The organism is Arthrobacter phoenicis (assembly GCF_047238215.1).
Taxonomy (GTDB): domain Bacteria; phylum Actinomycetota; class Actinomycetes; order Actinomycetales; family Micrococcaceae; genus Arthrobacter.
Genome location: NZ_JBDFMK010000001.1, coordinates 1,608,593 through 1,633,916 on the forward strand (window position 1 = coordinate 1,608,593; position 25,324 = coordinate 1,633,916).

Below are 25,324 nucleotides of genomic sequence, written 5' to 3' on the forward strand. Positions count from 1 at the left end.
AGGACGCGCGCCACAGCACGAAATGAAGCGCCCGTGAACACTTGGGTGACGCAGTAGCGGGGCGGACGGCGGGAGGCTGGCGGAGGGGGCTGGAGGGGATGGTCAGAGGACGGGCAGGACGGTCATCCCGCCGAGGTACTTCTGCAGCGCGGCCGGCACGTTGACCGAGCCGTCCGGGTTCTGGTGGTGTTCCAGGATGGCCACGATCCAGCGCGTGGTGGCGAGGGTGCCGTTCAGCGTGGCGACCGCGCGGGTGCCCTTGGCGGTGCCGTCTTCGGTGATCACGCGTTCGCGGATGTTCAGCCGACGCGCCTGGAAGGTGGTGCAGTTGGACGTGGAGGTCAGCTCGCGGTAGGCGCCCTGGGTGGGGACCCACGCCTCGCAGTCGAACTTCCGCGCCGCTGAGGTGCCGAGGTCGCCCGCGGCGGTGTCGATCACCCGGTAGGGAAGCTCGCACTTGGCCAGCATTTCTTCTTCCCAGGCCAGCAGCCGGGCGTGCTCGGCGGCGGCGTCCTCGACCGTGGTGTAGATGAACATCTCCACCTTGTTGAACTGGTGCACGCGGATGATCCCGCGGGTGTCCTTGCCGTGCGAGCCGGCCTCGCGGCGGTAGCAGGAGCTCTGGCCGGCGTAGCGGATGGGACCGGCGGAGAGGTCCAGGATCTCGTCCGCGTGGTAGCCGGCGAGGGCCACCTCGGAGGTGCCCACCAGGTAAAGGTCGTCCTCGGCGAGCCGGTAGATTTCGGCGTCGTGCTTGACGTCGAAACCGGTGCCCTGCATGGTTTCGGGACGGACCAGCGTGGGGGTGATCATCGGGACGAAGCCGGCGGTGATGGCCTGGTCCATGGCCATCTGCAGCAGCGCCATCTCCAGCCGGGCGCCGACGCCGCGGAGGAAGTAGAAGCGGGAGCCGGAGACCTTGGCGCCGCGCTCCATGTCGATCGCGCCGATCAGCTCACCGATTTCCAGGTGGTCCTTCGGCTCGAAATCGGTGAATTCGCGCGGGGTGCCGACGGTCTTAACCACGACGTAGTCGTCCTCACCGCCCTCGGGGACGCCGTCCTCGACGAGGTTGGGGATGCCGCGCAGCAGCTCCTCCTGGGCGGCTTGGGCGGCGTCGGCCTCGGCGGACGCTTCCTTGACCGACGCGGCAAGGACCTTGACCTCGGCCAGCAGGGCCTGCTTTTCCTCGCCCTTGGCCTGCGCCACCTTCTTGCCGAAGGCGTTCTGCTCGGCGCGGAGGTTCTCGTAGCGGATCAGGGCCGCACGCCGGGACGCGTCCGCGGCGATGATCGCGTCCACCACGGATTCGTCGGCGCCGCGGGCGCGCTGGCTGGCGCGGAACTTGTCCGGATTTTCGCTGAGGTCTTTTACGTCGATCACCAGACAAGAGTATCGAATCCGCACGGTGACGCCGGGCAGTCCGGCCGCGGGGCGGCCCCGGGTTAGTGTTGGAGCACCATGCGCGACTGGCTGCTCTACCTCGTCATCGCTGGAGCCCTGGCCTTTGCCGTCTCCAGCTGGTGGGGCGTGCGCCGTCTCAAGGCCAAGCACACGCGCAGCGCCGTCTGGGAGGACACCCACCATCCGGGCCTGGAGCGGCAGAAGGTCGCGGTGGTGCTAAACCCCATCAAGGCCCGCGCGTCCGAGGCCCGTGCCCTGGTGGAAGGTGCGTGCCTGGCGGCCGGCTGGGAGGCCCCGCTGTTTTACGAGACCACGGCGGAGGATCCCGGTTTCTCGCAGGCGCGTGCCGCCGTCGCGGCCGGCGCCGACGTCGTCCTGGTGGGCGGCGGGGACGGCACCGTGCGGGTGGTCGCCGACGTCCTGGCCCACTCGGACATCGCCATGGGACTGCTGCCGCTGGGTACCGGCAACCTGCTGGCGCGCAACATCCACCTGGACATCGGGAACCTGCATTCCTGCGTGGAAACGGCCCTGTTCGGGCACCAGCGCTTCATCGACACCGCCCGGATGACGGTGGCCAACGGCATCACCGGTCAGTCGTCGGAGCACGCCTTCCTGGTGATCGCCGGGATCGGACTGGACGCAGAGGTGGTCAGTGACACCAGCGACGGCTTGAAGAAGGCGGTTGGCTGGCTGGCCTACACCGAGGCCGGGGTGCGGCACCTGCCGGGCAGGCGGAAGCGGGTTTCCATTTCCCTGGACGACGAACCGGAGCAGTCACGCAAGATCCGCAGCGTCCTGTTCGCCAACTGCGGCCTCATTCCCGGCGGCATCGACTTCATCCCGCAGGCAATGATCGACGACGGGATGCTGGACGTGGTGGTGATGAGCCCCCGCAGCGCAATCGGCTGGCTGGCGATGTATTGGAAGATCGTGCTCAAGCACAAGCGGAACCTGCCCGTGATGACCTACTACCGCTCGGGCAAGGTGGTCATCACCTGCGCCGAGCCGATGCCGACGCAGGTGGACGGTGACCCCTCGGGCGAGGCCACGAAGGTCACCGTCCAAATCGCCCCCCGGTCCCTGCTGGTGCGGGTCCGGGAAGACGAAGCCGTCTAGCCTAGCTGGCTTCCTTGTCGGCCTCTTCAGCCTTCTTCGCGTCCTCGGCGGCCTTGGCGGCGCGCGCCTCGCTCTGTTCGCGGATCATGGCCTGCTCCTCTTCGAAGCGCAGGCGGTCCGCGCGGTCTGCGTCGTCGCCGTCCCAGTCCTGGTTCTCCGCCGTCGGCTTGGGGTTGACGATCATCCCCTGGCCATCGTTGTCATTGCTCGTCGTTGACATGCCCTGCTCCCTCCAGTCGAGGTCTATCCCGGTTTGGTTCCCGCCAGCATACGCCCGTTTACGAGGGGCGAAAGTGCAGGATGGGGCATTTGTCTTCGCTTTGGGCGAATGCCGGGAGTGCTATCCGGCGGCCGGGGTTTCCCCGCTGGAATCCGGGGCGGTACCGGAGCGAAGGCCCTGCACCCATGCGTGCGCGGCGTGGAACGCCTGGTCCGAGGTGTGCGGCTCGACCTCGGTGCGCTGACCGTCCGCGCGGCCGTAGGAGCCGAGGAACCGGGTGGCCGGGCTGATCCGGTGCAGTCCGGCTAGGGCGTCTGCCACCCTGGCGTCGAGCACGTGGCCGTCGGCGTCAATGCTGAAGAAGTAGTGGCCCAGGTACTGTCCGGTGGGGCGGGACTCGATCCGGCTCAGGTTAACCCCGCGGCTGGCGAACTGGTCCAGGATCTCCATCAGCGCACCGGGCCGGTCCTCCGGCAGCGGCACCACCACGGTGGTCTTATCTGAACCCGTGGCTGCCGGCAGCTCGCCGGGACGTCCCACCAGCACGAACCGGGTGACGGCGCCGGGGTTGTCGCCGATGTTCTCCGCCAGGACCTGCAGGCCGGGCTGTTCCGCGGCGACGATCGGCGCGCAGATGGCGGCGTCGTAGGGGGCGCCGTCGAGCAGTCCCATGGCCGCGGCCGCCGTCGAGGACCCGGGGATGTATTCTGCATGGGGAATATGAGCGTCCACCCAGAGCCGGCACTGCGCCCAGGCGTGGCCGTGGGTGGAGACCCGGCGGACGTCTTCGAGCCGCACCCCGGGCCGGGCCACCAGCACGAAGGTGATCGGCACCAGCGCCTCGCGGAGGATCCGCAACTCAGGGCCGGTGGCGATGGCGTCCAGGGTGGCGGTCACGCCTCCTTCCACCGAGTTCTCGATCGGCACCATGGCCGCGTCCGCCTCGCCGGCGCGGACCTTGTCCAGGGCGGTGTTGACGTTCGACGCCGGGACGCGGACGGCCTCCGCGGCGCCGGGAACCTGCAGCAGGGCCGCCTCGGTGAAGGTTCCCTCCGGTCCCAGGAACGTGTACGTGAGCGGTGCGGCAGGCATGGGGTCCCTTGGAGTTAGAGGATGACGGGCTTGAGGCCGTTGTCGGACACCAGCGGCAGGCCGGTCTCCAGCCACTGGTCCATGCCGCCGGCGACGTTCAGCGCCGAGTAGCCGTGGCCCACCAGCCACTGGGCGGCACGGAAGGAGCGGCCGCCGGTGCGGCAGATGACGTAGAGGTCCTCGTCCGGGTCCAGCTCGTCGATGCGGCCGGGCAGCTGGTCGAGCGGGATGTGCAGCGCGCGCTCGGCGTGTCCGGCGGCCCATTCATAGTCTTCGCGGACGTCCAGAATCTTCGCCGACTCGGGGATGTCGGAAACGGTCACGGTATCGATGTCACTCATGGCAGTCCTCTCCGCAGTACCAGGTGTGCCTCCAGCGTATCGCCAGCCCTGCGCCCTCCCGCGTCCGGCGCGTCAGGTTACGCTTCTGGGACGACGTAGGGAGACCGATGGCAGCGAACCTTGGCTGAGATCCACGAACTATCCGCCGTAGCGCTGCGGGACGCCCTCCGCGCCGGCGGGCTGTCCGCCCGCGAGGCAGCGGCGCATTTCCTCGCCCGGATCGGGGAGCAGAATCCGCGGCTGGGCGCCTTCGTCACGGTCACCGCGGAGCAGGCCGCCAGGGACGCCGACGACGCCGACGACGCGTTCCACCGGGCCTCCAAGGCCGGCGCCGTGGACTCGCTCCCGCCGCTGCACGGCATGCCGGTGGCGTTCAAGGACCTGACCGACGTCGCCGGTGTCCCCACCAGCCACGGCAGCGCGGCGCTGGAGGCCCGGCCGGCGGCGGAGGACGGTGCCCTGGCCGCCGCGTTGAAGGGCGCCGGCGTCGTCTCCCTCGGCAAGACCCAGGTTCCTGAGTTCGGGCTGACCGCGTACAGCGAGAACCGGATCGCCCCGCCCTCGCGCAATCCGTATTCCCCCAGCCGCAGCTCCGGCGGTTCCTCCGGCGGCAGCGCGGCGGCCGTGGCGGCGGGGCTGCTGCCGTTTGCGCCGGGTTCCGACGGCGGCGGGTCCATTCGCATCCCGGCGGCGGCCTGCGGCCTGGTGGGGCTCAAGCCCGGCCGCGGGCTGGTGCCCGCCGGGGAGAGCCCCGGCGACCGGGCCGCGCTGGTGGTGGCCGGGCCGCTGGCGCGCTCCGCCGCGGACGCCGCACTGCTGCTGGACGCCCTCGCACCGCCGGAGCCGGGCCGGCCCGGGTACCTGGAGCGCACCGGGCAGGCCCCTCCCCCGCTCCGGATCGGCGTCAGCCTGGACAACCCGTGGCAGGCCGCCTATCCGATCACCCCCGAGCCCGAGGCCCTGGCCGCGCTGGCCGCCGGGATCGACCTGTTGGAGCGGGCGGGGCACCGGACCGGCGAGGCATCCATCCGGTACGACAACCGGTACCCGGCGGCGTTCACCACCGCCTGGACGGCCGGCGTCGGAAGCGCCCGGATCCCGCCGCAGCGCGAACCGCTGCTGACCCCGTTGACCCGGACGTTCCGGCGCCGGGCGCAGCAGCGGAGCGCGGCCAAGCTGGAGGAGGCCCTGTCCTTCCTGCGGACCTTCCAGCGGGACACGCTGGCGCAGTATTCGGCGTGGGACCTGATGCTGATGCCCGCGCTGGCGCAGACCCCGCGCCCGGTGGGCTGGTTCACCGGGGCCGTGCACGGCGACGGGTACTGGCCCGCCGCGGAGTGGGCCGGCGACGCCGACGAGGACTACCGCCGGCAGTGCCAGTTCGCGCCCTGGTCCTCGATGATCAACGTCTGCGGGCTCCCGGCCATCAGCATCCCCGTGTACTGGACCGGCGGGCAGCCGGGCGAAGGGTTGCCGATGGGCATCCAGCTGGTCGGGCCGATGGGCTCGGAGGCCCTGCTCCTGCAGGTCGCGGCGCAGCTGGGCTACTGACGCCGGCTTTCTGACCCGCGGAGCCGGGGCACCGGATTTCCCGGCCGCCCCCGGCTGCGGTTTACTGGAGCGGACACGGCCACTGGCGGCCCCGACGACGGAAGAGGGATCGATGAAGATCACCGGAGCAGTGCTTGAGGAGATCGGCCGGTCCCGGCCGTTCGCGGAGTCCAAACCCATCAGCATCGCGGAACTGGAACTCACCGGCCCCGGCCCCACCGAAATCCTGGTCAAGCTTGAGGCCGCGGGCATCTGCCACTCGGACCTCAGCGTCGTGGACGGGAACCGGGTCCGGCCCGTGCCGATGCTGCTCGGCCACGAGGCGGCCGGCCGGGTGGTCGAGGTCGGCGCCGAGGTCACGGACCTTGCGCCCGGCCAACGTGTGGTGATGTCCTTTTTGCCGCGCTGCGAACAGTGTGAAAACTGCGCCGCCGACGGCCGGCTCCCCTGCACCGCCGGTTCCAAGAGCAACAACGAGGGCACCCTCCTGCACGGCAGCCGGCACCTGAGCCGGGACGGCGAACCGGTCCACCACCACCTCGGCGTCTCCGGCTTCGCCAGCCACGCCGTCGTCGACCGCGCCTCCGCCGTGCCGGTGGATGACGACATTCCCGCCGACATCGCCGCCGTCCTCGGCTGCGCCGTCCTCACCGGCGGCGGGGCCGTCCTGAACGCCGCCAGGCCACGCCCCGAGGACAGCGTGATGATCGTGGGCCTGGGCGGCGTCGGCATGGCCGCGCTGATCACCGCCGTGTCCCAGGGGATCTCGCGCATCATCGCCGTTGATACGCTCCCGGAGAAGTTGGAACACGCCCGGCGCCTCGGCGCCCACGAGGCGTACACCCCGCAGGAACTGCCCGAGCTGGGCGTGAAGGCGCGCTACGTCATTGAGTGCGCCGGCAGCGCCCGCGCCTTCGAGACCGCGTTCGCCGCCACCGCCGTCGGCGGCACCACCATCACCGCCGGCCTGCCCGCCCCGGACGCCCTCGCGCACTTGTCCCCACTGACCATCACCGCCGAGGCGCGGACCATCGTGGGCAGCTACCTCGGCTCCGCGGTCCCGGCCCGCGACATCCCCACCTACGCCCGGCTCTGGCGGGAGGGCAGGCTGCCGGTCGAGGAGCTCATCACCTCGCGGATCAGCCTGTCCGGGATCAACGAGGCCATGGACCAGCTGGCCGACGGGAAGGCCGTGCGGCAGGTCATCCTGTTCGACGCCGACTAGCGGATCCACGTGCGGAGACATCGCGAAACACCCCGGCATTGACTTGCGCCGGGGGCTTTCCGAATGTGACAATCCCGGGCTCCGGTGTCAGCATTAAGTAAATGAGCACAACTCATTTAGCTGATCCCCCCGCGACTACGCCGGGCGACACCTCCTTCTTTGGCCACCCGAAAATGCTGGCCAGCCTCTTCTCCGTAGAAATGTGGGAGCGTTTCTCCTTCTACGGAATGCAGGGCATCCTCCTGTACTACATGTACTTCTCGGCCACCCAGGGCGGCCTGGAGATCGACAAGGCCCTCGCCGCCAGCCTGGTCGGCGCGTACGGCGGCGGCGTCTACCTCTCCACCATCCTCGGCGCCTGGCTCGCCGACCGGCTCTTCGGCTCCGAGCGGGTCCTCTTCGGTTCCGCGATCATGATCATGGCCGGCCACATCGGCCTGGCGCTGATCCCGGGCATCCCCGGCCTGATAACCGGTCTGGTGCTCGTGGGCATCGGCTCCGGCGGACTGAAGGCCAACGCCACCGCGCTCGTGGGCAGCCTGTACCGGGAAAAGGACGAACGCCGCGACGCCGGCTTCTCGATCTTCTACATGGGCATCAACACCGGCGGCCTGATCGGCCCGCTGGTGACCGGCTGGCTGCAGGAAAGCCAGGGCTTCCACTGGGGCTTCGGCGCCGCCGCCATCGGCATGGCCATCGGCCTGGGCATCTACGCGATGGGCCGCGGCAAGCTCCCCGCCGAGGCGCACCGCGTCCCCAACCCGCTGCCGGCCAACCAGCGCACCCGCTACGGCCTGATCTTCGCGGCGATCGTCGTCGTCATTGCCCTGCTGCTGGGCACCGGCGCGGTCAACGCCAAGAACCTGGCCATGTCCATGGCCTACGCCGCGATCGGCGCCTCGGTGCTGTACTTCGTGCTGATCTACAGCAGCAAGAAGGTCACCACGCTGGAGCGCGGCCGGGTGACCGCGTTCATCCCGCTGTACATCGCCTCCGCCGCGTTCTGGGCCCTGTTCCAGCAGCAGTTCACCTTCATCGCCGTGTACTCGGAGGAGAAGCTGGACCGGAACCTCTTCGGCTGGGAAATGCCCGCCGCCTGGGTCCAGTCGATCAACCCGGTGTTCATCATCATCTTCGCCGGCGTCATGGCCGCGCTGTGGACCCGACTGGGCCGCAAGCAGCCCGGTTCGGCGCTGAAGTTCTCCATCGGCCTGTTCGTGATGGGCCTGGCGTTCCTGGCGTTCATCCCGCTGGCCGGCGGCGGCAAGACCCCGCTGCTGGCGCTGATCGGGATTCTGTTCCTGTTCACTCTCGCGGAGCTGTTCCTCTCCCCGATCGGCCTGTCCGTGACCACCAAGCTGGCCCCGCAGGCGTTCCACACCCAGATGGTGGCGCTGTTCTTCCTGTCGGTGTCGCTCGGAACCACGCTGGCCGGCATCCTCTCGGGCCTCTACAACCCGGACGATGAGCTGCCGTACTTCATCGGCGTCGGCGGCACCGCGATGGTCCTGGCGGTCGGCCTCGCGGCCGCGTCCCCGGCCATCAAGAAGCTCATGGGCGGCGTACGCTAGGCCGAATGAGCACCCCGCATCGCCCGCCGGTTGAGGCGCGCGTCTACGTCCCCGCCCCCGGCGAGGCGTCCGACGTCGAACTCATGCCGGCGGGCGATGTTACTGAGGGGGTGGTGCGGGTCGGCGGGACCATCCGCCGGCCGCATCAGCCCCAGAGCCTCGCCGTCGCGGCGTACCTGGACTGGCTGGAGGAGGCCGGGTTCGACGGGTCGCCCCGGTTCCTAGGCCGCGACGGCCAGGGCCGTGACGTGCTGACGTACCTGTCGGGGGCTTGCGCCGGGGCCAAGCCGGAACCGTGGGTGCAGTCCGAGGAGCTGCTGGCCTCGGTGGGCCGCCTGGTCCTCAGGCTGCACGCGGCCTCCGCCGGGTACGTCCCGGACACCCACCCGTTCCCGGACCGGCCGTTCCCCGTTCCTGATTCCTTACGGACCGCAGACGGCCCGGCCCTCGTGTGCCACCTGGATGTGACGCCGCAGAACGTTGTGGTCCGGGACGGCCTGGCCGCGGGGCTGGTGGACTTCGACCTTGCCGGTCCCGCCACCGCCCTGCGCGATTCCTACAACGCGGCGATGCATTGGGTTCCGCTGCGCGCCCCCGAGGACACGTGGCCCGGCTGGGCCGGCACGGACCCCTTCCGCAGGCTGCGCATCTTTGCCGACGCTTACGGCTGGACCCCGGAGGAACGACGCCGGGTGCCCGCCCTGGGCGTCGAGGCGGCGGAGCTGAGCTACGGCCGGATGCAGGAGCGGGCCCGGACGCTCGGCGGCGGCTGGGCCCGGATGTGGGACGAGGGCGTGGGCGGACTGATCCAGCGCCGCCGCGACTGGCTGGAGGCCAACGCCGGGCGGCTGCTGGAGGCCCTTATCGGGTAACGAAGTCCGCGTTAGAGAAGGCGACGCCGAGGACGATGACCACCAGCAGCGTGATGGCAATCGCAATGTAGCCCAGGACCAGGCCGGCAATGGCCAGGCCGCGGCCTCCCGGTTCGCGGAGCAGCGCAAGGTGACCCAGCAAGACGGCAGCGAGCTGCGGGAGCAGGAAGAAGCCCAGTCCCAGAAAGGCCGCGATGCCGCAGCACAGGCTGGCGATGCTGAGGCCCTTCGGGGCGGCAGCCACCGGGTAATAGAGCGGCTGGCCGTAGGCGTCGACCGCGGCAGGCTGCCGACGTGCGCCTCCCCGGTAGTCCGGGGGGCCGTAGGCGCCGGGGCCGCCAGCGCCCGAGCCGGCCGGGCCGTAACCGCCGGCGGGGATCCCCTGGTGGGGCGCGGACCGCGGCATCGGCGGTACCTGACCGCGGTAGCCGCCGTCGTACCCGGGCCCGGTCTGCTCGGTCATCGCACTCCCCTTGTTCACGTGTGTTCGTCCAGCGTACCGCCGCGATGCCGGCGGGCGCGGCAGCGGTTCCCGCCGTCATTTCCGCCGACCGTCCCGACATCGTTTCCGCCGTCACCCGCGGCCGCATTGCGACCAAACCGTGCCACCGGGGCCGTGGTTCTGGCATGCTGGAGCCATGGCTAGCCGCGCGGGCACAGTTGCCCAACCCCAGGACCTTGTTGACCTCACAGCGCTCCTCGACGCGTATTACGACGTCGCGCCGAACCTCGAAGACCCCGGCCAGCGGGTGGTGTTCGGCACCTCCGGCCACCGGGGCTCCAGCCTCAAGGCCTCGTTCAACGAGCCGCACATCCTCGCCATCACGCAGGCGATCGTGGAATACCGTGCCGGGCAGGGCATCACCGGCCCGCTGTACCTGGCGAAGGACACGCACGCCCTGAGCGAACCGGCGCAGAACTCCGCACTGGAAGTCCTCGCCGCCAACGGCGTGCACGTGCTGATCGACGCCCGCCACGGCTATACGCCCACGCCGGCGCTCAGCCACGCGATCCTTACGCACAACAACAAGGCCTCGGCCGGCGCCCCGCAGGCGGACGGCATCGTGGTGACCCCCAGCCACAACCCGCCCGGCGACGGCGGCTTCAAGTACAACCCCCCGCACGGCGGCCCGGCGGACACCGACGCGACCGGCTGGATCGCCAACCGCGCCAACGAACTGCTCGAGAACGGCCTCCGCGGCGTCAAGCGGGTTCCGATCGCCGAGGCGATGGCCGCCGGCACCACCGGCAAGTTCGATTTCCTCTCCAGCTACGTCGACGATCTGCCTTCCGTCCTGGACCTGAACGCCATCCGCGACGCCGGCGTCCGGATCGGCGCGGACCCGATGGGCGGCGCCTCCGTGGATTACTGGGGCGAGATCGGCGAACGCCACCACCTGAACCTCACCGTGGTGAACCCCACCGTGGACCCGCAGTGGGCCTTCATGACCCTCGACTGGGACGAGAAGATCCGGATGGACTGCTCCTCCCCCGCCGCCATGGCCTCCCTGATCCAGCGGATGGGAGCGGGTGCGGACGGCGCCGCCCCCTTCGACATCGCCACGGGCAACGACGCCGACGCCGACCGGCACGGCATCGTGACGCCCGTCGTCAACGGCCGGGGCGGGCTGATGAACCCCAACCACTACCTCGCCGTCGCCATCGACTACCTGTACCGGCACCGCACCGGCTGGAACCCGCAGTCTGTGATCGGCAAGACCCTCGTGTCGTCCTCGATCATCGACCGGGTCGCCGAAAGCCTGGGCCGGAAGCTCGTGGAGGTACCCGTGGGCTTCAAGTGGTTCGTGCCGGGTCTGCTCTCCGGTGAGGGTGCCTTCGGCGGCGAGGAATCCGCCGGCGCCTCCTTCAACAAGATGGACGGCAGCGTCTGGACCACCGACAAGGACGGCATCCTGCTGGCCCTGCTGGCCTCCGAGATCACCGCCGCCACGGGCAGCTCGCCGTCGGAGCTCTACAAGGGCCTGACCGACCAGTTCGGCGACCCCGTCTACGCCCGCATCGACGCGGCTGCGACCCGCGAGCAGAAAGCAGCTCTGGGCAAACTCTCCTCCTCGGACGTCAGCGCGACGGAACTGGCCGGCGAGACGATCACCGCTAAGCTGACCGAGGCCCCCGGCAACGGCGCGGCCATCGGCGGCCTCAAGGTGGTCACGGAGAACGCCTGGTTCGCCGCACGCCCCTCGGGTACCGAAGACGTCTACAAGATCTACGCCGAGTCCTTCAAGGGCGAGGAGCACCTCAAGCAGGTCCAGGCCGAGGCGAAGGCGCTTGTGGACTCGGTCATCTCCTGACCCGTTCCCGGGGCGCTGCGGCGCCCCGGGGGCCTGTTCGGCTGGTTCGCTCGCGGCGCCTGCTTCGGCGGGCGCCCCGCGCGCTGGCTGTCCGGCTCAGACGGTTCCGGCGGTCTCTTCCTCGCGGAGGGTGGCCGCCAGCACCGACTGGTCGCGGCCCTGGGTCTTGGCCCGGTAGAGGGCGGCGTCGGCGCACTCCACTAACGCTTTCAGGTCCGCACGCCCGGGCCGGGTGGCGGTGATGCCGTAACTGACGGTCGGAAGCTTGGCCTCCACCTGCGGCTGCTTTTCCTGCAGCCGCCGGCTGATGTTGGCCGTCATGTCGCCGGCACGCTCGGGGCTCACACCGGGCAGGAGAAGGATGAATTCCTCACCGCCATAGCGGCCCACCAAGTCGGTCGAGCGGACCGATTCGATGCAAGCTTGGGCGAAGGCCTGCAGCGCCACGTCGCCGGCGGCATGGCCGTACCGGTCGTTGACGGTCTTGAAGTGGTCCAGGTCGGCCAACACCAGGGCGGCCGGCGTCCGGGCGTTACTAAGCCTGCGCAGCTCATCGGCGGCGAGGTCCATGAACGCGGTCCGGTTCAGCAGCCCTGTCAGACCGTCCATCGTCGCCCGCGCGCGCAGGTCACGGGTCAGCTGTTCGTTGCTCAGCTCCACCATGGTGAAGGACGCCACCACCAGGACCATCGTGGTCAGCACGGTGGTCACGACCGAGCCGAAATACGTGACGAACACCGGGCTGTTCGGCCCCTGCAGCAGAAACACCACCAGACGGCCGACGTAGAAGATGGTCAGCAGGGCGGAGCCGTAGGCGAGCGGCCGGTGGACGCGGGAGTAGTCGACCTCAAGGAGGAAGAGCTCCCGCGAGGACAGCCCCAGCATGAGGCCCATCAGCCCCAGGAGAACCGGGCCGCCGGACCAGTTGTTCGTGGCCGGGTTGTCGAAGATTGAGACGATACCGGTGACAACTGGACCTGCGAGCAGGTACCAGATCCTGGGACTGGTGCGGCGGAGCGAGCGGGCCCCGGCCCACATGGCCCCCGCGCCGCCGACCAGGAGGGTGTTCCCGAGCGGGTTGGCCCACTCCTGATGCACGGTTCCGTCCAGCAGATAGGAGGCGGAGCCGGTGAGGAACAAGAGCAGAGCGGAACACCACCAGGCACTGTAGGCCGAGCGGGTTTTGCGGTACGTGATGAAGAAGAAGAGGAACAACAGTGTCAGCGTGACGACGGCCAGCGAAACTCGCAGGGTCGACGTATCAAGCACCATCCGCTTTTTCTCCCGCCAGCACCCGGTGACCCCATTTCAGCGGTGTCAGACTCCCCATGTGCCCCCAGTATGGCACCCCACGATAAAAATGAAGAGCTTAATTCACAATGTGGCTTCCCACAGCCGCAGGACCTCGCGGGAACTGTGGATGCCGCCCGGCGCCATGTCCACCAGCGCGACCCGGTCGAGGACCAGCCGGTCACCGGTTTTCAGCAGTTTGGTGCCCTAATGGGAGACGTGGGGGCGGTAGCCGGACCGGGTGTAGGCACTCGTGGCGACCCGACCGCGCAGCGATTCGACGACGTCCAGCAGCCCTTCGTGCAGCCGCTGGAGGCGGTCGTTGGGTTCGATCAGGGTGACCGGGATCGAGCCGTTCCGGCCGAAGTTGGCCGGTTCCCCCGCGGTAAGGACCTCGCCGAGGGCGGCGCGTACCACCGGGTCCATGCGCCGGGCGACGTCGGTTTCCAGAGGGTGCGACGCCAGCGGGCCGGCTTCCGGTGGGCCGGCTTCCGGAGTCCCGCCCGAAGACGAGGGCGCTGCGCCCGACGCCGGGGCGCCGGGGCCGCCGTCGTCGTTAGCCTCCGCAGGCGGCTCCGCGACGTCGAAGCGCACCAGCGTGATGTGCAGCGGCCACGCGTCGCGCGCGAAGACCAGCCCCGCGCTGACGGGCTCTACGAAGGCGACGGCCACCAGGTTCCGCATGGGCCCAGTCTGCCACCGACCTAGACGGTGCGGACGACGTCTTCGTAGGCGAACTTGGGCTTCGGGGCGCCCCAGGCGTTTTCGGCGGGGCGGCCGATGTTGACCACCATGAAGCTCTTCTGGCTGCCGTCGGGGAAGAACGAGGCGTCAATCGCGGCGAAGTCGGCGCCGGTCATCGGGCCCGCAGAGAAGCCGAGGGAGCGAACGGCAAGGATGAAGTAGCCGGCCTGCAGGTGGGCGTTGTTGTTGCCGGTGGCGGCGGCGAGGTCCGGGGACGCGTCGTACATGGCCTTCGGGGCGTTGTAGCCGGGGAGGAAGGCGTCCCACTGTTCGTGCCAGGCGGTGTCCGTGCTGAGGATGGCGACCAGCGGTGCCGAGGCGGTCTTGGCGCGATTACCGGCGGACAGGGCGTCCACCAGCGTGGCGCGGGCCTCGTCCGAGCGGACGTAGGTGATGCGCAGCGGCTGGGAGTTGAAGGCGGTGGGGCCGAACTTGGTCAGTTCGTAGATGGCGCGGGCCTGCTCGTCGGTGACCTCGCCGGTGAAGGCGTTCGCGGTGCGGGCCTGGGCGAAGATGGCGTCTACAGCCTCGGCGTCGATTACTGCTTCTTCGTGGGCGATGGTCATGTGCGTCTCTTTTCCCTGGTCTGCGTTGCTGCTTCCCGGCCCGGTCCGTGCGTTGTCCGTGCGTAGTCCGTGCATAGGGAGCGCTGCTGTCTTAGGGATTAACCGGGGCGTTCACCGGCCGCTTCCCGCCTCAAGACGTGAGATCAGCCACATCCGGCGCCTGGGCGCGGGCGAACATCCGGGCGCTGTCCCGGCGGTAGCCGGCGGCGTGCTCGTGCAGTTCCGTGCGTCCGCTCTCGACGGCACGCCGGTCCGAGTAGTCCGCGAGTTCCAGCAGCCGCCGGCCGAGGGTCTCAAAGATGTCGGCGTGCGCGAAGGGCTGGCCGTAGGCCTCGATGAGATCGTCCAGCCGGCCGGGCTTTTCCTCCTCCGCGGGCTCCCCGGGGCCGGTGCCTTCGATCAGCGGCACCAGTTGATACGCCAAGTAGGCGACGTCCCAGATGCGGGGGCCGGGCGAGGCGGCGTCGAAGTCGAAGGCCCCGGTGAGTTTCCGGTCCCGGAACACCATGTTGTAGGGCGCGAAGTCGTTGGCGCAGACGACCTCGGCCGGTTCGTGGCTGGCCAGCAGCCAGGGCCGACTTGGGTCCGCGAGGTGAGCTCCGGCGTCGTGGATTTTCCGCAGCATGGTGGCGGCGTCGCGGAGGATATCCGGGTGCCAGATCCAGGCGGGGAGTGGGTAGCGAACGACGTCGCCCGGCACGAACGTGAGGATCTCGCGGCCCTGCTCGTCGAGCCCGAGCGCCTCCGGGACGTTGGTGACGCCACCGGCGTGGAGGGCGTTGAGGAACTCGTGCACGGCGGGGGTCCACGGACCTGTGTTGCGGCGGACGGTGTCCCCCACGCGCACCACTACGCTCGAATTGCCGCCGTCCAGGACCTCTTCGTTCTCCACCGGACCAATCTATGCGGTTCCGTGGCTTTGGTGCTGGTTTCGGGTTGTTGGGCGGGGTTGGTGGGCGGGCATGGCTGCCGCGGCTGGCGGGCGGCCTTAATTGTCAGAGGTCGGCGGGAGTATCAGGTCATGGACGCACTGGCTGCGGTTTCTTCTCTACCGGCTCCCCGGCTGGTCTGTGACGGGCGTGTTCGGTTCACCGGTGCGAGCTTAATTGTCAGTGGTCGGGGACAGGATTAACCCATGAACGCAACGGCTGCGGTTTCGTTTCTTCCGGTCCCCGGACCGGTAACTGGCGGGCGCGGCGGTATTGCATTGGGGGATATCACCGCCGCGCTGCGCGAGGTCTGCGCGGCCGCGGTCGACGACGCCGGGCTCCTGGGTTTCACTGAGGCCGCGGCTTTCGCCGGGGACGTGGAGGAAATCGCCCGAGCAGTGGAGTTCCTGCAGGTGGTTGCCGCAGGAGCCGTCGACCGAACGCGAACCCGGGCCGCAGCCGATGCTTCTGATCGCTCCGCGCCCGGGCCCGAGGGTGACGGGTATCGGCGGACCACTGACTTCCTGCGCGACCGCCTCCGGATCAGCACCGCCGAAGCCCACCGGCGTCTATGCCTGGCCGGGGAACTGCTGCCCAGGGTTGGGCTGACGGGCCAAAGAATTCCAGCCGTTCACGAGGAACTGGCCTCGGCGTTCGCGGAAGGGGAGCTCCCTTCCCGGTCCGCGACCATCATCACCCAGGCCCTCGCCCGGGTCCGGCTCCTGACCGACACGGCCACCGTGACCCGGATGGAAGAAGCCCTGACCACTGTCGCGGCGGTTCACGACCCGGACTTCCTCACCCGGGTCGCCCGCCGCTGGGTCGACGGCCTGGACCAGGACGGCGCCGAACCCACCGAAGAGCTCCTCCGCCAACTCCAGGGAGCGTTCATCCGCCGACCCCGGCACGGTCTCCAGCACCTGGAAATCTTCGCCACCACTGACCAGTTCGAACACCTCCTCACGGTCATGAACACCGCCACCAACCCCCGCACCGGAACCAGTCAGGTTGCAGGGACACCGGCCGGGGCCGGGGATCCTTTCGCCGGGGAGCCCGGCATACCCGACGAGCGGCTGGACCTCCGGACCCGTCCACAACGGCTGCTCGACGGCCTGGTCGCCGGCTCCAAAATCTCCCTCGCCAGCGGCGGGCTCCCCGCGGCCGGAGGTCTCCGCCCCCAGGTCCTGGTCACCATCGACTACCGCGACCTCCTTACCCGCCTCACCACCGACGATGGCACCGCCAGAACCCCGGATGGGCGCGGCACCCTAGGCCTGGCCGGGACCGGGTCGCTGGCCTTCACCGGCCCCGTCACCGCCGCCACCATCCGCAAGATCGCTTGCGACGCGGACATCATTCCCGTCCTCCTCGGCACCAAAGGCCGCGTCCTGGACATCGGCCGGACCAGCAGAATCTTCCCGTCCCACATCCGCAAAGCCATCACCGCCCGCGACAAGGGCTGCACCTTCCCCGGCTGCACCATCCCGGCCCCGTGGTGCGAAGCCCACCACATCGACTACTGGTCCCGCGGCGGCCCAACGAGCACGGATAACGGTGTCCTGTTGTGCTCACACCACCATCACCTGATCCACAAAGAACAATGGACCATCCAGTCCCGCAACGGGACTCCTTGGTACATCCCGCCACCCCACCTCGACCCTCACCAAAAACCCCGACAAAACCCCTACTTCACACGGTGACGCGCTGAGGCAGAGGAGAACCGCGGCCGATCCAGCAGTGCTGAGCGCGGAACTACCACTACGAACGAGGGCGGGGAACGAGAAGGCGCCGAGACAAGGAGATCGCGAGGACAAAGGCGCCGCTCGGCTGTGACACTCTCTCCCTGCGTTTGAAACCTAAGAATTCAGAATGAACATGCCGTCCGGGCCAAACGTCGCCCTCCGGGCGCCGGGGTTTGTGAAGACGCTGACGGACCATGGTGAGGAGTCGCAGAATGCTCCCAAATGCCAGTCAGAGAAGCGGTGACTGAGGCCAAGGCCGGCACCGACGGCGAGTTCATCCTGGGTTGCCGGGCCGCCGCGAGCCTGGGTGGTCGTGCCAATGACCAACTGTCCGGCTGGAACAAGGATCTCGGCAGCTAGGTCAAAGACGCCCCCCAGTTCCGCGTCGGTAAGAAACGCCGGCACGTTCCCGGACACCATGACTGCGTCGTAGCTCTTGGGTAGGTCCACCAAGCCGAACTTCCTCAAGGACAGATCGGCGGCCGCAGCTTTCCGAAACCAGGCAGGATCATGGCTTTGGGTTGCCACTTCGAGCACAGCAGGCGTCGGGTCGACACCGAACGCCTCATGGCCTCGTTCCCGCAGTGCGGCCACGGCGGAGCCGATCCCGCAGCCCACGTCGAGGATGACCGCCCCTCGCGGAACCAACGTGTCGACGAATCGAGCATCGGCCTCCATGTCCCGCCCGGATGCCACCAGCCCTCGCATCTTGGCAGCGTACGCGTCGTAGTCGGTGGCAGCTCGCCCCGTGCGACGGCCGTTCACACCGTCCCACACGTCGGTCATCAGCTCCCGTCGGCCCCGGACGAACGCCGCCAAAGATACGGCGTCGTGGTCGACACCCGAACCAGTCCTGAGCGCTGCAGGATGGGACGCGAAAACTCGGTCGAGTCGCTGTGGATGAGCGTCTTGCCCAGGTCCAACGCTGCACGCGCCCGGGCCGCCGTGACCGAGCGGTAGATGCCCCTCCCGCGCCATTCCGACCGCGTAGCGCCACCCCAGATGCCAGCGAAATCGGTTCCGGGGACGGGTTCCAGGCGCCCGGCGCTGATGATCACACCGTCGTGTTCGGCCGCCCACAGCTGCATTCCGTCGTCGCGGGCCGCGCGGCGCAACACCGCTTCGGCGTTGCCGTCCGAGGCGGGGCTGCCGAAGACCTCGTCCTGCATGGCGCACATCGCCCGGATGCCAGCCTCGTCGGACACCTGCCGGACGGTAACGCCCGGCGGGAGGTCGACGTCGACCGCCAAGCCGCTGGCCGCGCCGATCATGATCGACTCGGTCTCGTCGGCCTCCAGACCGTTCTCCAGGAGGGCCTCATGCAGGCCGGCGGCGTGATCGTGGCCGCGGGTCTTCCACTCGAACCGGTCAATCCCGGGTTGGGCGCGGTAATACTCGACGGTCTCCGCCACCCACCCGGCGATCGTCGGCGCGTCTGCCCCGCCCAGATCCTGATAGGTGACGAACCCTCTGCCGCCGGGAAACGTGACGAGACGCAGCGGACCCAACCGTTCGACGGCCACCGCACTGGGAGTTTCCGCGTCGGTGCGAAGCTGCTGATCATAGGCCGCGAGGAGCTCAGTCGTCGTCATCGGGCCCACCATACAGCGGCGCGGCCGGGCGGCACTGTCATGCCGCGGTAGGCTCGGGCTATGCCGGAGCCCGTCGATCATGCCGCCCACCTCCGGACCGCCGGGCTGAACGTGAACGGTGTCGACCTCTCACCGACCATGGTCCGGGTGGCCGGGCGCCTGCACCCGGAGATCGAGTTCACGGCCGGCGAGCTCACCGCCCTGCCCGCCGACGATGGTTCCGCGGACGGGGTCGTGGCCTGGTACTCGATCATCCACCTCGATCCGGAAGCGATCGACGCCGTCGCCCGGGAGTTCGCCCGGGTCCTCCGGCCGGCCGGCGCCGCGCTGGTTGCCTTCCAGGCCGGAAGCGGCTCCCGCACCCTGACGCGCGCGTACGGGCACGACGTCGTGCTCCGCGCCGAACTGCACAACCCCGGCGACGTCGCGCGCAGCTTCGCCGCGCACGGCTTCGAGCAGGTGGAGCAAATGGTCCGCCCGCCGAGGGAGACGGAGAAGCAGCCCCAGGCGGTGCTCCTGTTCCGCCGGGGTGCCGGGGCCGCACCCGCCGGCCGACGGCCGCTGACGCCGGCGCGGTAAAGTGTCACCCGGAAGATTCCTTCCCAGCCCCGCGACACCCTTTTGAAAGGCTCACTGCCATGAGCATGCTCGGAACCAACTGGAAGATCCACGGAAACGGCAAGTCCATCCGCCCCGGCGAGGTCGTCCGGCCCGACGAGCGCCTGGCGTGGCCGCTGACCATCGGCGTCGGCATGCAGCACGTCGTGGCCATGTTCGGCGCCACCTTCCTGGTTCCGATCATCACCGGCATGCCCCCGGCCACCACCCTGTTCTTCTCCGGCGTCGGCACCCTGCTGTTCCTGGTCATCACCAAGGGCCGCGTCCCCAGCTACCTCGGCTCCTCCTTCGCCTTCATCGCCCCGATCATGGCCTCGCAGCAGCAGTTCGGCATCCCCGGCGCCCTCGGCGGCGTGGTGATGGCCGGCATCGGCCTCGCCATCATCGGCGCGATCGTACAGAAGTTCGGGGCGGGCTGGATCAACCGCCTCATGCCCCCGATCGTCACCGGTGCCATCGTCGGCCTGATCGGCCTGAACCTCGCCCCCGCGGCCAAGAACAACTTCGACGCCGCCCCGATCACCGCCCTGATCACGCTCGCCGTCATCATCGTGGTCAGCGTCTTCTTCCGCGGCATCCTCGGCCGCCTGAGCATCCTGGTGGGCGTCGTCGTCGGCTACCTTGTGGCGATCATCCGCGGGGAGGTCAACTTTGCCAAGGTCGACGCCGCCGCCTGGATCGGCCTGCCGCACTTCCAGACCCCCGAGTTCCACCTCGGCGTCGTCGGCCTCTTCGTGCCGGTAGTCCTGGTGCTGGTTGCCGAGAACATCGGCCACGTGAAGTCCGTCTCCGCCATGACCGGGCAGAACCTCGACGGCGTCTCCGGACGCGCGCTGATGGCCGACGGCGCCGCGACGGTCCTCGCCGGCCTCGGCGGCGGCTCCGGCACCACCACCTACGCTGAAAACATTGGCGTCATGGCCGCCACCAAGGTGTATTCGACGGCGGCCTACTGGGTTGCCGGCCTCTTCGCCGTAATCCTCAGCTTCTCGCCGAAGTTCGGCGAACTGATCGCCACCGTCCCGGCGGGTGTCCTGGGCGGCGCCGCCACCATGCTGTACGGCATGATCGGCGTCCTCGGCGTGAAGATCTGGGTGCAGAACAAGGTCAACTTCTCCAACCCGGTCAACCTCACCACGGCCGCCGTCGCCCTGATCGTGGGAATCGCCGACTACACCTGGACCATTGGCGACCTGAAGTTCACCGGCATCGCCCTCGGCTCGGCCGCCGCGCTGGTGATCTACCACGGCATGAAGGCCATCGCGAAGGCCCGCGGAACGGTCGCCGAGCCTGAGACCGAGGACGGCGCAGCCGCGGCCGCCGCCCGGGGCGCCGTGAACGCAGCAGCCAAGCGCGCCCCCAAGAAGCGCCGCTAGCCGACGATCGCGGCCGGCAACATGGCAAAGGGCGGCGCACTCCCGGAAAGGAGGGGCGCCGCCCTTGCTGTTTACTGCTGACGAAGCCTGCGATCACCCGGCGTTGAAGGACTCTTTGTCCTCGTCGTCGCGATCCTTCGGCGAGTGCTCCTCCGGCAGATCCGTGCCGGAGCCGTCGGGAATGCCGGCGGCGTCCTGCCCGGACTCCGAGGAGAACGGGCGGCCCGGTTCGGCCTCCTCGGTGTTGGCGGAGTCCATGTCAGCTTCCGACGACGGCACGGCGCCGCCGTTCTCGGCTGCGGTCTCGTCGCCGGACTCGAAGCCCTGCTCGGTGCTCTCGTTTTCCGCGTTCATCTGCTCCTCCGTTCCTCCGAAGCGTCCCGCTCCGGGTTCTCCTGCACTGTCCTGGTCTTCCGCGCCGAACTGGCTCAGATCCGGGGCGCCGGCCGGGAAGGTTTCACCGTCCGGGCTGTCCTGGTTGAGGCCTGCGGCGTCGAACGCTTCTTCGTCGCGCGGCTGTGCGAAGCTCTTGGTGTCGCCGCCGGGCATCTCCTGCTCGGCGGTGGGGGTACCGTAGCCGCCTGCTTCTTCCTCGACGACGCGGTGCTGGTCTTCAGACATATGCTTCCTCCTGGTTAGCGGCGGCCGGCGGTTAGCCTGGCAGAATTTCCCTGCTCTTCCACCGTACCCGAAATTCGTCAGTAAGCTTAGTACTAGAGTGAAATCTCAGTAGAGGAGCAGCGATGGCGCGCACCGATGAGTCCCGGGAAGCCGGGCGGAGTGAGACCTTTGACGAGAAGATGGACCGCAACTGGGGCGAACTGCTGCAGGAACTCCGGGTGCTGCAGACGGGCGTGCAGATCCTTGCCGGTTTCCTGCTGACGCTGCCGTTCCAGAGCCGCTTCGAGAAGCTGGACAGCTTCGAAATCGGGCTTTATCTCTGCAACGTGGTCCTCGCGGCGCTCACCACGGCCCTGATTCTCTTGCCGGTCAGCGCTCACCGCCGGCTGTTCCGGCAGGGCCTGAAGGAGGTTCTGGTCTCCAGCGCGGACCGGATCGCGAAGACCGCCCTGGCCGCCGTCGCCCTTCTCAGCGTCGGGACGTCGGCCCTTGTTTTCGATGTCACGATCGGCCGGACCGCCGGGATTGTGGCCGGTGCGGTGCTCCTGGCGGTCCTGCTGGTGCTCCTGGTCCTGGTGCCGGACCGGCTACGGCGGAGGGCCAAAGGGCAACGCGCTTCGCATACCAGCACGTCTTCAGGCAACGGAGGAGGCAACGATGACTAAGTGGATGCGGGAGCATGGACTCCTGTTGGCCAGTGCCGGCCTGTTCATAGTGTTTTTCGGCGGGATGGTGATCAGCGGGGCCGCCGACTACAGCGACGACCAACTTGCCCACGGGCACCCCGCCGTAAGTATCGGCGCCTATCTCGGCACCGGGGCCTTCCTCGAGGCGACGTTTGAGAACTGGGAATCCGAGTTCCTGCAGATGGGGATGTACGTCCTCCTGACGGTATTCCTCTTCCAGCGGGGGTCCTCGGAATCGAAGCCGTTGGGCAGGAAGTCACCGCAGGACGACGGTCCGGGTGCCGCGCGGGTATCGTCATCCTCGCCGTGGCCCGTGCGGCACGGGGGCTGGATCCTGAAGATCTACGAACACTCGCTCTCGATCATGTTCCTGGTGCTGTTTCTCGGCTCCGTGGCGCTGCATGCCGTCGGGGGCAGCGACGAATACAACCAGGAGCAGATGGATCATGGCCAGCCGACCGTAAGCGTGCTCGGTTACCTTGCGACCAGCCGCTTCTGGTTCGAATCCTTCCAGAACTGGCAGAGTGAGTTCCTCGCGGTCGCCGTCCTGGTGGGAGCATCGGTCTACCTCCGCGAGAAGGGTTCACCGGAGTCGAAGCCTGTCGCCGAGCCCCACTACGATACCGGCGCCTGAGCCCGCGTTAGTCCCTGCGTTCCGACACGCTGTCACGCCCGGCGTCGCCCTCCCGGTCTGATGCGCTCTGCTCCGACGCCGGCCGGTCCCCCTCAGCCGGGTGGTAGGTCTCGTCGAACGGCATCTCGTTGAGGTCCAGCAGTTCGTTTTCCTCCTGTCCCGCCACAAGCTCGTGGGCCTCCTCGACCGTGTCGACGCTCGGCATCGAGCCCATCAGCGGCCGACCGGCGGTTTCTTTGATGAAGTAGACGGCGATCGCGCCAATCGCGGACGTGGCCATAAGGTAGTAGGCCGGCATCATTTCGTTGTTCGTCCCGGCGATGAGGGACGCGATGATGAACGGGGCGGTGCCGCCGAAGATGGCGACGGCGAAGTTGTAGGCGATGCCCATGGCGCCGTAGCGGCTTTCCGTCGGGAACAGCGCCGGGAGTGTGGAGGCGAGGTTGGCCACGTAGAACGTCAGCGGGAAGGCGATCAGCGCCAGCCCCAGCAGCGTGGACCAGATGGCTCCGACGCCGATAAGCAGGAACGCCGGGAGAGCCAGGACCACGGTGCCCAGCGATCCGATCCAGAGCACCGGACGGCGGCCGATCCGGTCCGAGAGCTTGCCCGTCAGCGGGATCGCGGCGGACATCAGGACCAGGATGGGGATGGTGAGCAGGGTGCCGTGGAGTTCGTCGTAGCCCTTGTTCGAGGTCAGGTACGTGGGCATGTAAGAGGTCAGCGCGTAACCCACCGTGTTGGCGGCGGCCACCAGGATCATCGCCAGCAGGATTCCGCGCCAGTGCGAGGCGAAGATGGCCACCGGGCCCTTCGCGTCCGCGGACTCACCGGATTCGCCGCCGGCCTGGGCGTCCAGGCTGGCCTGGAATGCCGGGGATTCCTCGATCTTCATCCGGAAGTAGATGGCAATCAGGCCGAGCGGACCGGCGATCAGGAACGGCAGCCGCCAGCCCCAGGCCTGCATGGTGTCCTGGCCGAGGGTGACCTGCAACAGCGTGACCAGGGCGGCGCCGATGGCGAAGCCCATGTAGCTGCCGAGGTCCAGGAAGCTGGCGAAGAAGCCGCGCCGGGCGTCCGGGGCGTGCTCGCTGACGAACGTGGTGGCGCCGGCGTATTCGCCGCCGGTGGAGAAGCCCTGGATCAGCTTGGTGGCGACCAGCAGCACGGCCGCCCAGATTCCGAGAGTGGCGTATCCGGGCAGCAGGCCCACCACAAAGGTGGACGCGGCCATGATGATCAGTGTCATGGCGAGAACCCGCTGTCGGCCGATCTTGTCACCGAGCCAGCCGAAGAACACCCCGCCGAGGGGCCGGGCCACAAAGGTGGCGCCGAAGGTTCCCAGCAGGAACAGGTTCTGGACGGTCTTGTCCGCCTCAGGCAGGAAGACCGGGCCCATGGTGGTGATCAGGTAGCCGAACACGCCGACGTCGTACCATTCCATGGTGTTGCCGACGATGGTCCCGCCGAGGGCCTTGCGCATTACACGCCGGTCCACGACATTGATGTGTTCGACCTCGAGCCGCCGTTCCCTGAGCTTGGGGCGGCGGGCGGTGCTGCGCTTCATGGACATGCGGATCTCCTGTCACGGCCACCGGTCTGCGCGTGGCCCTGGCAGGGGGTCACGGCCCCCAATGCAGCAATCTTATTCAGCGGGGAGCCGCTAAACCAGAGTCCCCACCCGCAGCTTAGGCACCCTCGAGCACCTGGCTGGTGGTCCAGGCGAGGTACTTGGCCGCCTTCGCCTGCGCCTCCTCGGGGCTCGGGGCCGAGTCCACGAGCTGCGCCGCGGCAACCACACCGCGCCGTTCCAGGTCCTCCGGACTGACCAGAATCCGGCCGGCGACCATGATCACCGGGATGCCAAGCGCGTGCGCGGCGTCGGCCAGCGCCACCGGGGCCTTGCCGGTCAGCGACTGCTCATCGAGGGACCCCTCCCCCGTGATCACCAGGTCCGCTCCGCGCAGTTTGTCGGCAAGGCCGGTGAGGCCCGCCACGAGCTGGAAACCGCTTTCCAGCGCTGCGTTACTGAAGGCCAGGAACGACGCCGGGAAGCCGCCGGCCGCGCCAGCGCCGGGGACGTTCACGTCCCGGCCGGTGGCCTGCCGAAGCACCGAGGCCCAGTTCCGCAGGCCCGCGTCGAGCCGTTCGACGGCGTCCTCGTCGGCGCCCTTCTGCGGGCCGAAGACGTGCGCGGCACCGTCCGAGCCGAAGAGCGGGTTTTGCACGTCGACGGCGATGCGCAGCGTCACGGCCGACAGCCGGGGGTCCAGTCCGCTGACGTCGACGGCCACAACGTCCGCAAGCGAGCCGCCGCCGAGGGGCACGACGTTGCCGTTGGCATCCAGCGGCTTGAGGCCCAGGGCGCGCAGGGCGCCGCTGCCCGCGTCGCTCATGGCGGATCCGCCCACGCCCAGGATGATCTCCGTGGCGCCGGCGTCGAGGGCGGCGGCGATCAGCTGCCCGGAACCGTAGCTGTGCGCCCGCAGGGCATTCTCCGGCGTCGGTTCCATGTGGGCGAGCCCGGAGGCTTGGGCCGTCTCGATGACGGCGGTGGCCCCGCCGAAGGCATCCTTCCGGAGCGCCCAGGCCGCGCCGATCGGCGCCAGGATAGGCCCGACGACGGCGTTCAGCCGCTCCTCGTAGCCGGCGCTGACCGCGGCCTCCAGTGTCCCCTCGCCGCCGTCGGCGACGGGCAGCTGCAGCACGGAGGCCTCGGGATAGACGCGGAGGGCCCCCTCGGCCATGGCGGCGGCGGCTTCGGCCGCGGTGAGGCTGCCTTTGAACTTGTCCGGAGCAATCAGGATGCGCATGGCTCC

At 69.0% G+C, this 25,324-nt stretch carries 25 protein-coding genes; 11 read left to right on the top strand and 14 right to left on the bottom strand.

Annotated elements, in window-relative coordinates; all coding sequences use genetic code 11:
• Positions 1-102: 102 nt before the first annotated feature.
• Positions 103-1,383 carry a serine--tRNA ligase gene (serS, locus tag ABC337_RS07510; RefSeq protein WP_412884503.1) on the bottom strand — a complete coding sequence of 427 codons (1,281 nt, stop codon included), beginning with the start codon at positions 1,381-1,383 and terminating at the stop codon, positions 103-105.
• A gap of 78 nt (positions 1,384-1,461) precedes the next feature.
• Between serS and ABC337_RS07515 the strand changes: the two genes are divergently transcribed.
• On the top strand, positions 1,462-2,523 hold the full coding sequence (locus ABC337_RS07515) for a diacylglycerol/lipid kinase family protein (protein ID WP_412884502.1): 1,062 nt from the start codon (positions 1,462-1,464) through the stop codon (positions 2,521-2,523).
• A gap of 1 nt (position 2,524) precedes the next feature.
• Here the strand turns inward: ABC337_RS07515 and ABC337_RS07520 are convergent, their stop codons facing one another.
• The 3 genes from ABC337_RS07520 to ABC337_RS07530 form a co-directional block, all read right to left on the bottom strand.
• Positions 2,525-2,743, bottom strand: a complete 219-nt coding sequence (locus ABC337_RS07520; RefSeq protein ID WP_412884501.1) for a hypothetical protein — start codon at positions 2,741-2,743, stop codon at positions 2,525-2,527.
• Between the two features lie 120 nt (positions 2,744-2,863).
• On the bottom strand, positions 2,864-3,835 hold the full coding sequence (pheA, locus tag ABC337_RS07525) for a prephenate dehydratase (protein WP_412884500.1): 972 nt from the start codon (positions 3,833-3,835) through the stop codon (positions 2,864-2,866).
• A 14-nt stretch (positions 3,836-3,849) separates the two neighbouring features.
• Positions 3,850-4,176: a rhodanese-like domain-containing protein gene (locus ABC337_RS07530; protein WP_412884499.1), complete on the bottom strand. Its 327-nt coding sequence runs from the start codon at positions 4,174-4,176 to the stop codon at positions 3,850-3,852.
• Positions 4,177-4,296: 120 nt separating this feature from the next.
• Between ABC337_RS07530 and ABC337_RS07535 the strand changes: the two genes are divergently transcribed.
• The 4 genes from ABC337_RS07535 to ABC337_RS07550 all read left to right on the top strand — a co-directional run bounded on the left by ABC337_RS07535 (position 4,297) and on the right by ABC337_RS07550 (position 9,395).
• Entirely contained in the window at positions 4,297-5,727 is a 1,431-nt protein-coding gene (locus tag ABC337_RS07535) for an amidase (protein WP_412893217.1), read from the top strand.
• A gap of 112 nt (positions 5,728-5,839) precedes the next feature.
• Positions 5,840-6,952, top strand: coding sequence for an alcohol dehydrogenase catalytic domain-containing protein (locus ABC337_RS07540; protein ID WP_412884497.1), 1,113 nt, complete (start codon positions 5,840-5,842; stop codon positions 6,950-6,952).
• Between the two features lie 101 nt (positions 6,953-7,053).
• Positions 7,054-8,523, top strand: coding sequence for a peptide MFS transporter (locus ABC337_RS07545; RefSeq protein ID WP_412884496.1), 1,470 nt, complete (start codon positions 7,054-7,056; stop codon positions 8,521-8,523).
• Positions 8,524-8,528: 5 nt separating this feature from the next.
• Positions 8,529-9,395, top strand: a complete 867-nt coding sequence (locus tag ABC337_RS07550) for a phosphotransferase (protein ID WP_412884495.1) — start codon at positions 8,529-8,531, stop codon at positions 9,393-9,395.
• On the opposite strand, the gene ABC337_RS07555 is transcribed toward ABC337_RS07550, so the two are convergent.
• A complete protein-coding gene (locus tag ABC337_RS07555) occupies positions 9,385-9,858 on the bottom strand; it encodes a DUF4190 domain-containing protein (RefSeq protein WP_412884494.1) in 474 nt (157 codons plus the stop codon). The two genes, ABC337_RS07550 and ABC337_RS07555, sit on opposite strands and share 11 nt — an antisense overlap.
• 175 nt (positions 9,859-10,033) lie before the next feature.
• Between ABC337_RS07555 and pgm the strand changes: the two genes are divergently transcribed.
• Positions 10,034-11,707, top strand: coding sequence for a phosphoglucomutase (alpha-D-glucose-1,6-bisphosphate-dependent) (gene pgm / locus ABC337_RS07560; RefSeq protein WP_412884493.1), 1,674 nt, complete (start codon positions 10,034-10,036; stop codon positions 11,705-11,707).
• A 96-nt stretch (positions 11,708-11,803) separates the two neighbouring features.
• Here the strand turns inward: pgm and ABC337_RS07565 are convergent, their stop codons facing one another.
• The 4 genes from ABC337_RS07565 to ABC337_RS07580 form a co-directional block, all read right to left on the bottom strand.
• On the bottom strand, positions 11,804-12,979 hold the full coding sequence (locus ABC337_RS07565; protein WP_412884492.1) for a GGDEF domain-containing protein: 1,176 nt from the start codon (positions 12,977-12,979) through the stop codon (positions 11,804-11,806).
• A gap of 225 nt (positions 12,980-13,204) precedes the next feature.
• Entirely contained in the window at positions 13,205-13,681 is a 477-nt protein-coding gene (locus tag ABC337_RS07570; protein ID WP_412884491.1) for a hypothetical protein, read from the bottom strand.
• A 20-nt stretch (positions 13,682-13,701) separates the two neighbouring features.
• Positions 13,702-14,307, bottom strand: a complete 606-nt coding sequence (locus tag ABC337_RS07575; protein ID WP_290257041.1) for a malonic semialdehyde reductase — start codon at positions 14,305-14,307, stop codon at positions 13,702-13,704.
• A gap of 130 nt (positions 14,308-14,437) precedes the next feature.
• A complete protein-coding gene (locus ABC337_RS07580; protein WP_412884490.1) occupies positions 14,438-15,199 on the bottom strand; it encodes a phosphotransferase in 762 nt (253 codons plus the stop codon).
• A 315-nt stretch (positions 15,200-15,514) separates the two neighbouring features.
• Between ABC337_RS07580 and ABC337_RS07585 the strand changes: the two genes are divergently transcribed.
• A complete protein-coding gene (locus tag ABC337_RS07585) occupies positions 15,515-16,936 on the top strand; it encodes an HNH endonuclease signature motif containing protein (protein ID WP_412893218.1) in 1,422 nt (473 codons plus the stop codon).
• Between the two features lie 156 nt (positions 16,937-17,092).
• Here ABC337_RS07585 and ABC337_RS07590 read toward each other — a convergent pair whose 3' ends face one another.
• A complete protein-coding gene (locus ABC337_RS07590) occupies positions 17,093-17,764 on the bottom strand; it encodes a class I SAM-dependent methyltransferase (RefSeq protein ID WP_412893219.1) in 672 nt (223 codons plus the stop codon).
• Positions 17,764-18,570, bottom strand: coding sequence for a GNAT family N-acetyltransferase (locus tag ABC337_RS07595; protein ID WP_412884487.1), 807 nt, complete (start codon positions 18,568-18,570; stop codon positions 17,764-17,766). Before ABC337_RS07595 ends, ABC337_RS07590 begins: the two co-directional genes overlap by 1 nt.
• Positions 18,571-18,630: 60 nt before the next feature.
• Between ABC337_RS07595 and ABC337_RS07600 the strand changes: the two genes are divergently transcribed.
• Both ABC337_RS07600 and ABC337_RS07605 read left to right on the top strand, forming a co-directional pair.
• Positions 18,631-19,149, top strand: a complete 519-nt coding sequence (locus ABC337_RS07600) for a class I SAM-dependent methyltransferase (protein WP_412884486.1) — start codon at positions 18,631-18,633, stop codon at positions 19,147-19,149.
• 59 nt (positions 19,150-19,208) lie between these two features.
• Positions 19,209-20,564, top strand: coding sequence for a uracil-xanthine permease family protein (locus tag ABC337_RS07605; protein ID WP_412884485.1), 1,356 nt, complete (start codon positions 19,209-19,211; stop codon positions 20,562-20,564).
• 93 nt (positions 20,565-20,657) lie between these two features.
• Here the strand turns inward: ABC337_RS07605 and ABC337_RS07610 are convergent, their stop codons facing one another.
• Positions 20,658-21,185, bottom strand: a complete 528-nt coding sequence (locus ABC337_RS07610; RefSeq protein ID WP_364137981.1) for a prolipoprotein diacylglyceryl transferase — start codon at positions 21,183-21,185, stop codon at positions 20,658-20,660.
• A gap of 122 nt (positions 21,186-21,307) precedes the next feature.
• Here ABC337_RS07610 and ABC337_RS07615 point away from each other — a divergent pair, with 122 nt between their 5' ends.
• Both ABC337_RS07615 and ABC337_RS07620 read left to right on the top strand, forming a co-directional pair.
• Positions 21,308-21,850, top strand: a complete 543-nt coding sequence (locus ABC337_RS07615; protein WP_412884484.1) for a DUF6328 family protein — start codon at positions 21,308-21,310, stop codon at positions 21,848-21,850.
• A complete protein-coding gene (locus ABC337_RS07620; RefSeq protein WP_412884483.1) occupies positions 21,843-22,505 on the top strand; it encodes a DUF6766 family protein in 663 nt (220 codons plus the stop codon). The genes ABC337_RS07615 and ABC337_RS07620 overlap by 8 nt, the downstream gene beginning before the upstream one ends.
• A gap of 7 nt (positions 22,506-22,512) precedes the next feature.
• On the opposite strand, the gene ABC337_RS07625 is transcribed toward ABC337_RS07620, so the two are convergent.
• Positions 22,513-24,078: an MFS transporter gene (locus ABC337_RS07625; protein ID WP_412884482.1), complete on the bottom strand. Its 1,566-nt coding sequence runs from the start codon at positions 24,076-24,078 to the stop codon at positions 22,513-22,515.
• A 115-nt stretch (positions 24,079-24,193) separates the two neighbouring features.
• Positions 24,194-25,318, bottom strand: coding sequence for a glycerate kinase (locus tag ABC337_RS07630; RefSeq protein WP_412884481.1), 1,125 nt, complete (start codon positions 25,316-25,318; stop codon positions 24,194-24,196).
• Between the last annotated feature and the right edge of the window lie 6 nt (positions 25,319-25,324).